The 11,807-nt window shown below is 72.1% G+C and carries 4 protein-coding genes (1 of these 4 cut by a window edge); all 4 read right to left on the reverse strand.

Features of this window, described 5'->3' with window-relative positions; translation table 11 throughout:
- Nucleotides 1-6,440, reverse strand: the 5' end (the start) of a protein-coding gene (locus IH68_RS49845) for a scabin-related ADP-ribosyltransferase (RefSeq protein WP_159403683.1). The gene continues 21,511 nt to the left of window position 1, outside the view; the window shows 6,440 of its 27,951 coding nt (coding positions 1-6,440); the start codon lies at nt 6,438-6,440; its stop codon lies beyond the left edge, outside the window.
- Nucleotides 6,441-6,478: 38 nt separating this feature from the next.
- On the reverse strand, nt 6,479-6,877 hold the full coding sequence (locus IH68_RS0117100) for a WXG100 family type VII secretion target (protein ID WP_030935805.1): 399 nt from the start codon (nt 6,875-6,877) through the stop codon (nt 6,479-6,481).
- Nucleotides 6,878-7,043: 166 nt separating this feature from the next.
- Nucleotides 7,044-7,508, reverse strand: coding sequence for a YbaB/EbfC family nucleoid-associated protein (locus IH68_RS0117105; protein ID WP_051833505.1), 465 nt, complete (start codon nt 7,506-7,508; stop codon nt 7,044-7,046).
- Between the two features lie 227 nt (nt 7,509-7,735).
- Complete coding sequence (locus IH68_RS0117110) at nt 7,736-9,682, reverse strand: hypothetical protein (protein ID WP_159403684.1); 1,947 nt, start codon at nt 9,680-9,682, stop codon at nt 7,736-7,738.
- Nucleotides 9,683-11,807: the final 2,125 nt, after the last annotated feature.

Here is an 11,807-nt window from a genome sequence, read left to right on the forward strand (position 1 = left end):
GTGCTGTCGACGGCCGCCGCGAGCCGGTCCGGCACGATCAGCGACTGGTCGCGCAGCGCCCCGTCCTCGTCGAAGTCCCAGCGCAGCCGCGTCTCCTCCTGCCCCGGCACCGGGAGGGTCACCGCCACACCGCCGTGACCGACGCGCCGGATGTCCGCTCCCGGCACCGGCGAACCGTTGCTGTCGACCAGTCGCGGCGCGGTATCCACACCGGACGGTGTGTTGAACCGCGCGACGTGGCCGGTGCCCGGCAGCGGCACGTCCCGGTGCGTGAAGTCGCCGTCCGCGGTGAAGTGCAGTTCTCCTCCGGTGCCGGTGACTGTGAAGCCTCCGTCCGGACCGGACCCCACCGCGTGGCCGGGCAGCCGCAGACCGTCGGGGCCCACGAGCTCCAGCCGATCCGGGGCTCCGGAGGCGGCGTCACCCGCGGCCCGCGTGATCCGCACCCCCTGCTCCGACAACACCCCGGCTCCGCGCAGCGGCAACACCTGCCGCGGCGTCCTCGCGTCGGACGCCGAGGTCGAGCCCTCCCCGGACGAGTGGACCTCGGCAGGGGCGCCGGGGACGTCAACCCGCTGTGCCGCAGGCGTTGCGGACTCGTAGGTCGGGGTCGGGGGCGGGCCGTCGGCCTGACGGGTCCGGTCCGCGGTCGCGGCCTCTGCAGCACCGCCCCGCAGGCTCTCCCGCACGGCGCCGACGCCACGCTGTGCGGCCAGATCCCTGGCCGCGGCCTCGGCCCGGATCTCCCGGTCCGCCGCACCCTCGTTCTGGTGCAGTGCCTGCGCCACCCGCATCGTCGCCCAGTACTGCTCCGGGGCGCGCTCCAGCAGACCTCCGGAATTCTCGTCGATCGTGAGCCGGAACGGGAAGTGCTCCGCGGTGATCTGCGACGCCTCGGCCCAGAGCTGACGGGCCTTCGGCTCGCTCAGCTTGCCGAACTGCTGCTCGGCGAACCGGCTCAGTGATGCGCCGGGCTCGACGTCGCGGATGTCCTGATCCGTCGTGTCGTCCCGCGCGTCCTGAGCGGCGGTAATCGTCTGCCGCTCGCGCTCGGAGGCCTCTCTTTGCGCAGCCGTCTCGTCTTGCGGGGCATTCTTGGCCTGCGCAGCTGTCTTGGCCTGCGGGGCTGTCTTGGCCTGCGCAGCTGTCTTGGCCTGCGACACCGCGGGCGGCTGCGCTTCTTCGAGCCGGGAGACCATCTGCTGGGCCGCGTCCGGGGTGGGTACGGCGTCCCGCGCATCGTGGGGCGCGGCCTGCTGTTCGGGTGTACGGACCGGGGACTGGGGCTCGGCCGGGGTCGAGGAGGTCGCCGGTTCCTCCGCGGCGGCCGCGGGTGCTGTGTCGGTGGTGTTGCCGGGTGTTTCGGCGGCCTGACCGAGCCTGTCCGGCGCCACCGGCCTGGGAGCATCCCCCGGCTGCTCGGACCCGCCCGACACCACCGCCCCCGGAACATCCGCCGTCCGCGGCGCCGCCGGTCCGCCGGACTTGGCGGCCGTGTCGGGGCCGTCGGCCACGGTCTGTTCCGTGGACAGCACCTGCGGACGCTCCGGCTCGCCGGACCGTGCGGCCGCGTGCGGAGCGGACGCCGCCGAGTCCGGCGACTCCTGGCCGTCCATCCGGCCCGGTCGGGACGCGGGGGCGTCGGCGGCGGTCCGGCCGGCGCGTACTGCGGTGCCTGAGCCGGCACCACCATCCGTGCCCGCGCTGGTGCGGCCCGCGTCGCCATTGCCCGTACGGCCGACGACTGGCACCACCCTGGCGCCGCTGTGTGAGTCGGCCTGGGCGGTGTCGGAAAGGCCTGTGTCGGCAAGGGAGTTGCGACCGCCCACACGGGCGTCGTCCGCCACGCCCGTCCTTCCGGCATCACCGTCGACCGCCCGGTCCGCCGCGGGCGAGGACACAGGCGCGCTGCCGGGCGCGGGTGCCCGCTCTGTCTCGGAGAGCTTCTGGGAAGGCGGGGCGACATGCTCCGCAAGCCGGCCGGGTTCAGTGCTCTGCGCCGTCGGCGCGGCGGGGTGCTCCGTCGGACCGGTGGCGTGCTTCGTCTGCCCGGTGGCGTGCTCGGGCTGCGTCGCCGAGGTGCCGCGGGCAGGCACCGGAGACACGTCCTGCTGCTCGTGCGTCGCCGAAGTGTCGTGGGCGGGCGCCTGGGCCGCGTCCTGGTGCTCGATCTCGGCAAGCGTCCTCTCGAGGTCCGAGACCTGCGGGACACGCGAGGGCATGGTCGCCCGGTCGACGCGTGGGCCGGAGGCCGGCGCGGGCGGCAGCTCAGAGTCGGCGGCCGGGCGGGGCCGCTGGGCCTGGGTGACGTCGGACCCGGGACGGGGTGCGGACGGTTCGACACGCACCGGCCGCGCCTGTGAGGACGTCTCCGTGTGGCCTTGGCCGGTCGGCACATCACCCGGACGCCCCAAGGGACTCAGCGGCGCGCTCGGCAGCCCCTCGATCTCGGAGGCGATCCGGTCGGGCGCCTCGTGGGACGGCGGCACATGCTGCTCGTCCCCGACGGGGTGCAGCTCGGGCGGGACCGTCGCATCGGGTCTGGCGCCGCTGCCCGGCACGTTCCGCATGTCCGGCAATGGATCGGGCCCGCCGATGGTCGACGGCTCCGGTCGGGTGGCCGGCACACTCGGCGGGACCTCCGGCTCGACGGTGTGGACGCTCGGCAGAGCGTCCGGGTCCACGGCGTGGGCGCTCGGCACGGACTCCGGCCTGCCAGTCGGCACCTCGGGCACACCGTCCAGCCCGTCGGTGTGGACGCTCGGCAGGACGTCCGGCTCGACAACATGGGTGCTGGGCATGGCGCCCGGCTCGACGGCCGGGGCGCTCGGCACGGACTCCGGCCTGCCGGTGGGCACCTCGGGCAGACCGTCCAGCCCTTCGGTGTCGATGCTCGGCGAAGCGTCCGGCTCGACAGCATGCGCGCTCGGCAGCGCGTCCGGCTCGACAACATGAGTGCTCGGCCTGCCGGTGGGCACATCGGGCAGCCCGTCCAGCACGTCGGTGGGGGCGGTCCGCAGGGGCTCGGGCGTGGTCGTGGGGGTGCTGGGCAGGTCGTCGAGCTCGTCGAGAGTGAACGGGACATGCTCGTCCGGCTCCTGGTGCAGGGTCTGGTGGTCCTGCTCGGACTGCCTGGAGATGCCTTCCTGGACCAGTCGGTCCAGCCGGCTCCCGGAGCCCGTACCACCGGACTCCGTTCCGCCGCCGCGGCCGGACCCGGCACCGGGGCGGTCCGAGCCCGGTGCCAGGTGGTCGATCTGCTGCTGGAGTTCGTGGCGCAGCGCGGCGGTGTTCTCGTCGGGGGTGCGCGTCGTGGCCAGGCGCTGTTCCGCCTGGTCCAGGTGCTGCTGGGCCTCCCGTACGGCCTCCTCCGGCGCGCCGGACCGGCGCTCCTGGGTGAGCTGGTCGCGCAAGCGGGCGACTTCCTGCTCGTGGACACGGACCTGCGCCACCCGCTGCTGCTCGGCGTCCTGGCGCTGCTGCTCCCGCTCGCCGAGATAGTCGTTGAGGTGCTGTTCGGCGGTACGCGCCTCCTGCGGGCTGTCCGCCGCCTCCATCCGGCGTATCAGCTCGGCCTCGCGCGTGTCCTGATGCGAGCCGTCGCCGCGCAGCGCCTCGAACCGCCGCATGAGATCCGCGTGGGCCGCCGCGGCAGCCGACCCCGCACTGCTGCCGCCCTGCTGGCGCAGCCGTTCCTCCAACTGCCGCGTCTGCTCTTCGATCCGGCGGTCCGTGAACTGCTTGAGCTCCTGCTGTGCCTGACGCGCTTCCTCCGGCGTCCGGGCCTGCTCCACCTGCCGTACAAGGTCCGCGCGGTGGGCGTCCGCCTCGGGCGCGCCGCCCGGGTTCAGCACCGTACGCAGCTCGGCCATCCGACGCTCCACCGGCGTCCAGTTGTTGAACCCCGCCTGCGCGTCGAGCGCCTGCCCCCGCTCCTGTGGCGTCGTCGCGGCCTCGACCCGATGCTGCAGCACTTCCTGCTGGTGCACGCCCAGCTCATGGGTGATCCGGGATCGCTCCTGCGGGCTCGTCGCGGCGTCGAGCTGCTGACGCAGTTCGGCCTGGCGCGGATCCTGCGGCGTACCGCCGTTCAGACGGTCGATGCGCCGCAGCAGGTCCTCGTCCGCTGCATGCGTCCGGGCGTCCTCCTGCGTGTGCAGGCGCTCGGTGAGCGTCTGCTGCTGCTCCTGGATCTGACGGTCCGTGTACTCCTTGAGCTCCTGGTGCGCCTGACGCGCCTCCTCCGGCGTCCGGGCCTGCTCCACCTTCTGCACCAGCTGCTCACGCTGCGAGTCGTCGACGGGCAGCAGCCCCTCGCGCAGGGTGTTGAGCTGCCGCTCCTGCGGCGCCGACTGGTTGTGCGCGACCAGGTCACGAAGCGCCTGCTCGTGCTCCTGCGGCGTGTTCGCCTCCAGGACCCGCTGCAGCAGCTCCTGCCCGCGCGTGTCAGGCAACGCCCGTTCGCGCAGCGCATCCAGCCGTTGCTCCAGCCTGGTCTCGGCGCTGCCCCGGCGCACGTCGTCCAACCGCTGCTGCAGATAACGCTGATCCTGGAACTCCCGCAGCCCCTCACGGGCCCGCGCCGCCTCCTCCGCCGACCCCGCCGAATCCTCCAGCGCGACCGTCCGGCGCCGCATGATGTCGGACGCGGGGTCGGACTGAGCCAGCCCGTCCAGACGCTGCTGCATCTGCTGATGCCACTCCAGGTCCCTCTGCAGCGCCTCCCGCACCGTCGGGTCGCTGACGGCGGCGATCTCCCGGCGAATGTGTTCCGCAGCCGGGTCGAAGGACCGCGGACCGTTCTCGGAGACCACCTCGACCGGGAGGTGGCGCTCGACGAAGTCGGTGTACTCCTTCAGCGCGCTGTCCAGCAGGACCGGCTTACCCGTCCGCTGCGCCCGCTCCACGGCGTCCACCTGGGAACGCCAGGCGCGCTCCGCCACCCCCAGCTCACGCAGCCGGGAGAAGCCGCCCTCCACATGGGTACGGAAGTCCGTCATCCGCTGGTCGAGGATTCCGTGCTCGACCGTCGTACGGAATGTGTGCAGACGCCGGGCCGCCCCACCCCAGTCACCCGCCCCGGCCGCCTCGCGCACCGAGTCGGCCTGCCGTCGCCACTGCGTCTCGGGCAGCCCGGCCGTCCGCGCGATCGTGCTGAGCCCGTCGACACGGCTGCGCACCTGCTGCGGCAGCGGAGCCTGCCTCCCGGTCGGAGCGGAAGGAAGGTCCGTGACCAGCGCGCGCGGCGACGGGTCCGGCAACACGGACGCGTCGAACGGCTTCGGGGCGTCCGGCAGATCCAGGTGTTCCTCGTCGGGACGCTGCCCTGTCGCGTCCGGCGACCGGTCCTGCGAGGGGTTCTGCGACGGGTCCGGCGACAGTTCCGGCAACGCGGCTGCGTCGAACGGCTTCGGAACATCCGGCAGATCCAGCTGCTCCTCGTCCGGACGCTGCCCGGTCCCGTGCTCCTCGGGCAGCTGCTCCGAAGCCTCTCCTGGCACCTGCCCCGAAGCCTCTTCGGGCACCGACACGGGGTGGTCGGGGGTGCCCGGTCCGAGCTCGCTCTCCAGGCTGTGCTTGAGCGCCTCCGAGAACGACTTGTCGACCGTGGGTACTTCGATGTGCTCCGGCGACTTCCCGCCGTGCAGGGTGTGGCCGTGGGCGATGGCCCCGCCCAGTGCTCCGGCCGCGGCGCCCAGCCCGAGATCCTGGCCGGCGTCGAAGATGAGATTGGACGCCTCCGCCGTGCCGAGACCGGACAGAGCGCCTTCGACGGCATTGCCGAGGAAGGACTTGGAGAACCCCGGGGCCAGGTGGCGCATGAGCTGCCCCATCCCGCCGCCGACGAGCCCACCGAGGGCCCCCATCTCCGCCGCGCTCTTGGTGGAGTTCCAGTCCCAGTGCTTACGGTCGCCCTTCAGGAACTGGAGGACCTGCACCGCGGCGTCCATGCCGACCTGCATCACGATCGACGTGATGACGGCGATGAACAGCTCGCGCAGGATCGTCTGGACCGCGAACCGGCCCATCGTGACCACGGCCGGAACCGCCGCCGCGCCGAATCCCGTGGCCGTCAGATACGCGATTTCCGCGGCCATCCACGCCAGCTGCAGGATGATCATGTACTTCGCGTACTCGATCTCCAGCGCGATCTCCTGCGCCATCTGCCCGAGCTGCTCGGCCGACGTGGCCATCACGGGCAGCGTCGAGCTCAACTGGTTGACGAACTGCCCGAACTCTTCCGCCGGAGCCCCGGCCAGACTCTCGAACGTCGCGGCGGTCGCCGGATTGAGCTCACCGAGCAGCTGGTTCAGCTCCTGGGCCGTCGAATTCCACACCGCACCCAGTTCGGCGAGGTGATCCTCGTTCCCGGTCGGAAACTCCTGACCGACGGTAATCTTGGCGAAAGGCTGCAATTCCGGCGGAATTATTATGCTCATGAATTGCGGGCCTTTCTACCAGAAAACCACAAAAAAAGTCAGTGATGCGCAGGGCCGTGGCCGCGCGAACCACCGGACGGATTCGCGTTCCCGGCGGGATCCGCGTGCGTGTCGGTGCCGCGATCGAGGCCACGCGCCGTCGCCTTTGCCTGCTCCTCGGTCTGGTGGAATCCCTTCGCCATGGTCTCCAGACCGTCAGCCGTGCTGTCCAGCACGTCCACGATCCCCTTCAGCCCGTCGATCATCTGATCCCGGGGGGTGAGGTACTGCTGCGCAAAAGCTTTTCCCATCGGGTCGTCGCCCCAGCAGTCGCCGAGCTCGTTCATGCGAGACTCCAGTTGGCTGAGGACCTGCCTCATCTGGTCGGAAAAGGCCCGCACCTGAGGGGCGTTCTTCGCCAGACCGTCGGGATCCACAGCGAAGTAGTCGGAAGACACTGCGATCTCCTGTCTCGTGTCGACTCAGCGGGGAGAAATCCCGGGATTCCAGGGTTTCTGGGACTCCGGGGCTCCGGGGCTCCGGGGCTCCGGGGCTCCGGGGCTCCGGGGCTCCAAGATCACGGGTTTCATGAATTCCACTCTTCAGGAATTCAATTCCTGGGTTTCAGGCGAGCGGAGGCCGCGCGATCCGGGGACCGCCCGCGCCTCGGCCGGGACGGCCGTTGACGACGTACTCCTGGACCTCGTCCGCCATGGCCGGCGTCTCAGGCAGCAGTCCGCCCAGGTCGGCCTTGCCCTGCAGCAGATCGGTGGCGGAGATCCCCTCGGGAAGGTGGCCGGACAGCACCTCGGCCACTTCCGCCATGGCGGTGGTCCGGGCCTTCTGGATGGTCGAGACCAGCATCTGCGAGAGCTCCACAGGAGCCATGCGCTTGTAGGCGCCGGTGGGGAACTCGATCGCGGTCACCTCGCCCTGCGAGTTCACCGTGACCTTCAGCGCCTGCCGAGGCGCCGTCGCGCTCGCCTTGACCTCACGCATCCTGCGCTGCAGTTCGCCGATCTGCGCCCGCTCCCTGCGGTACGCGCCCAGCAGCTCTTCGATGTGCTGGTCGTAGGGACTACTTGGCACGTTGCTCCTCTCCCACCTGTCGTCACGCGCCCCGTACTGTCGGGGACGCTGCCCGCGCCTTTCGCGCGGAGTTCGTGGAGACAGGAAACCCGGCACCCTCAGGCCGCGGAAACGGATCGGCCGACGGGTGACCCGACGGACACCGACCTCTGCCCCAACGACCAGGTGCGGCGAAGACGGCGGGATGTCCCGGCGCGCTCCGCCGCACCTTTCGCGGCACTGGACGGTCAGCCGAGCATGTCGGCCTCGTCGGGGACGGCGCCCCAGGAATCGGCGCGCTGCCTCAGCAGGTCGGCGATGCCGTGGCTGTTCTTCGCCTCCTCGCCGTCCTCCTCCGTCTCCTCCGCCTGCTCGTCCTCCTCCTCGTCATCGGGCACGTCCGCGGTGCTGAGCAGCATCCCGGCGTACGCCGTGACCGGCATCGGCGGCTGTTCGGCGGCTGGGGCCTGGGAGCGGTCGGGCCGCCAGGTGGCCAGGGCCGGAGCGGTGACAGGCTCGGCGGAGCTGCTGTCGGGGGCGGGGGTCTGCGGGAAGCCGAGCCCGGCGGCGAAGGCCGCGCCGTCCTCGTCGCTCCACCCCGGTTCCCGGGCAGCGGTGTCCTCGTCGTCCTGCTGGCGCTGCTGCTCGTCCTCGTCGGCGCCCATGCCCGCCTCGGGCGCGGCGCCGTCCTCGTCGCTCCACCCGTCGTCGTCGCTGAGGACGTACTTGGGCAGGAGCTCTTCCTCCTCCTCGTCCTCGGTACGACGCCCGCCGGGCGCCCACAGCATCGCGGGGTCGGAGGCCTCCCAGGCGCTGGTGTCCTCCACGGTCTCGGCACTGCGGACCATCGCGACACGGTCCTCGGCAAGCTCGTCCGACGCCGCGGACCCGGCACCGCGGAGAAGCGCCCCGCCGGCCGGAGCCCCCTGCGTCTCGCTCGGCAGGTCCTCGGCTCCGGGATCGGCCCAGCCCTTCTCGGTGTCCCCCAGCAGCCCCGAGGAGTCCGAGCGCTCGTCACCGCCCTTGGAGGCCCCGCCGGGCATGCCGTACGGCGGCATCATGCCCCCACCTGCCTGCGCAGCCGCTTCCTCTCCTGTCTGCGCTGCCGCTTCCTCGGATGCGGCAGCCGCACCGAGACCGGCCTCCTCGGCACCCTGCTGCGCGCCGGCGACCGTCTCACCCTCGGCGGGCACCGACGCCCCGGCGACACCCACGCGCGCGGCGGTGGGCAGCGGGCCCGGACGCACCGCGGAGGGCTCGTCCACGCCGTCCTCCTGGGTCGTCGCCGGCACCGGCGGTACTGCGGGCGGGGTCGGCTGAGCGGCCCCGGTCAGCGTGCCGGGCAGAGGAAACAGTGCGGGAACGGCCACCGCGTCGTCGTGCTCGTCCTTCTTCTTGGGCGCGGGCATGCCGGCACCCGTGGCGCCGGGAAGTGTCAGACCATCGACGTCGGAATGTGGCGACACGGTCGCACCGGTGGTCTGGTGCACCAGTCCGGGACCGCCCGCGGACGCCCCTCCGGACGGGGCAACCTCGCCGTCACCGGGTACGTCGCCGTGCGCATCCGCCCACGGCTCGACCCCGCGCGACACCAGTCCTGAGGCGTCCGAACGCTGCTCCTCCTTCGGCGCACCACCAGCACCGGGCGCCATGGGCATGAACGGCATCCCTGCACTGGCCCCCTCCGGCACTGCCCCTGGGACGGGAGTCGCGCCCAACGACACACCGCCGGCGCCGGCGCCACGCACCCCACCACCACTGCCGTGACCCAGCGAGTCGGCCGGCGCAGGGGAAACAGGCGCGTGCGGCACCGATCCACTGGACACCGACAGGTGCCGCGCGGACACGGTGGGCGCCGACGCACTCGGCACCGACACATGCGGCACAGATCCCGCGGGGAGCGACCCCTCGGGCAACGGCGCCATCGCCCCCGGCACAGACCCGGCGGGCAACGACCCGTCAGGCAGCGGCGCCACAGACCCGCTGGACACCGACTCGTGCGGCACAGCCCCGGCCGGTAGTGACCCATCAGGCACCGACACATGCGACACGGACCCGGGGGCCAACGACCCCTCGGGCAGCGGCGCCACCGACCCGCCCGGCACCCCGCCGGCGACCTGGCCCGGCATCACCAGCCCAGGCCCACCGGCGCCGGCACCCGCGGTCGGCGACAGCTCACCCTCAACGGGCGACACCGCACCCTTGCCCGACCACGGCTCAACACCGCGCCCCACCAGTCCGGACGCATCCGAACGCTGCTCCTCCTTCGGCCCACCCCCAGCACCCGGCGCCATCGGCAAAAACGGCATCCCCGCACCAGCACCCACACCGGCACCGGCACCGGCACCAGTCCCGTTCGGAACAGACCCCAGACCAGGAACCCCGCCCAACGACACACCACCAGCACCAGCCCCGCGCACCCCGGCACCGCCCGCACCACCATGACCCAACAAGTCAGACGGCAACGGAGAAACCTGCGGCACAGATCCGGAGGGCAACGACACATGCGGCACGGACCCGGAGGGCAACGCACCCTCAGGCAGCGGCGCCACCGACCCCGGCACAGATCCAGCGGGCACCGACACTTCCGGCACCGAACCGGACGACAGGGCCCCGTCGGGCAACGGCGCCACTGACCCGCTCGGCACAGACCCGGCGACCCGGCCCGGCATCACCAACCCAGGCCCGCCAGCGACGGCACCCCCGGTTTGCGACAACTCACCCTCCACGGGTGCCACCGCGCCCTTACCCGCCCACGGCTCAACACCACGCCCCACCAGTCCGGACGCATCGGACCGCAGCTCTTCCTTCGGCGCACCCCCAGCACCCGGCACCATCGGCATCCCCGCACCCATGCCAGCACCGGCACCGGCACCCGTCCCCTCCGGAACAGACCCCAGACGGGGAACCCCACCCAACGACACACCACCAGCACCAGCGCCGACACCGCGGCCCCCGACACCACCCACGCCACCATGCCCCAACAAGTCAGACGGAAACGGAGAAACCTGCGGCACAGGCCCAGAAGGCACCGACACACGCGGCACAGCTCCGGAGGGCAACGACCCACCCGGCAGCGACACGTGCGACACGGACCCAGCAGGCAGCGACCCCTCGGGCAACGGCACTACCGGCCCGCTCGACACCCCGCCGGCGACCTGGCCCGGCATCACCAGCCCAGGCCCACCGGCACCAGCACCGGCGGTCGGCGACAGCTCACCCGCAACGGGCGCCACCACACCCTTGCCCGACCACGGCTCAACACCACGCGCCACCAGTCCGGACGCATCCGAACGCTGCTCCTCCTTCGGCGCACCACCAGCACCCGACGCCATCGGCAAAAACGGCATCCCCGCACCAGCACCGGCACCCGTACCCACACCGGCACCAGCACCGGTCCCCTCCGGAACAGACCCCAGACCAGGAACCCCACCCAACGACACACCACCAGCACCAGCACCAGCACCGCGGCCCCCGACACCACCCACGCCACCATGACTGAGCAAGTCAGACGGCAACGCAGAAACCTTCGGCACGGAACCACCCGGCATCGCCAGATGCGACACAGCACCACCGACACCAGCACCACCCAAACCGCCGTGACTCAGCGCGTCGGACGGCAACGGAGACACATGCGGTACCGACCCAGCGACCTGGCCCGGCATCACCAGCCCAGGCCCACCGGCACCGGCACCCGCGGTCGGCGACAGCTCACCCGCAACGGGCGCCACCACACCCTTGCCCGACCACGGCTCAACACCGCGCCCCACCAGTCCGGACGCATCCGAACGCTGCTCCTCCTTCGGCGCACCACCAGCACCCGGCGCCATCGGCAAAAACGGCATCCCCGCACCAGCACCGGCACCCGTACCCACACCGGCACCAGCACCCTCCCGAACAGAATCCAGGCCAGGAACCCCACCCAACGACACACCACCAGCGCCAGAGCCGACACCAGCACCGCGCACCCCGGCACCACCCACACCACCATGACCCAACAAGTCAGACGGCAACGGAGAAACAGACACACCCGGCACCGACCCGCCCGGCGCCGTCACCCCGCTCGTCGGCACATGCGACGAGAGGGACACGGGCTTGATGCCGGCGAGGCCACTGCCGGTCGGCAGGCTCACGCCGCCCGCGTTGACACCCTGCGAGGTGGGAAGCACGCTCCCGAGCTTGCTGCCCTTCAGCAAACCCGACGGCATCGGCGACGGAGAGCCGAGAGTGGGCGACGTACGCCCATCGGCGGCGCCCTTGCGCTGGCTCGACGGCATGGTCGGCAGAGGCATCGCACCAGGGCCGACCAAGCCCCCCGTG

Origin of the sequence: Streptomyces sp. NRRL S-646, assembly GCF_000720765.1 — a bacterium.
Taxonomy (GTDB): domain Bacteria; phylum Actinomycetota; class Actinomycetes; order Streptomycetales; family Streptomycetaceae; genus Streptomyces.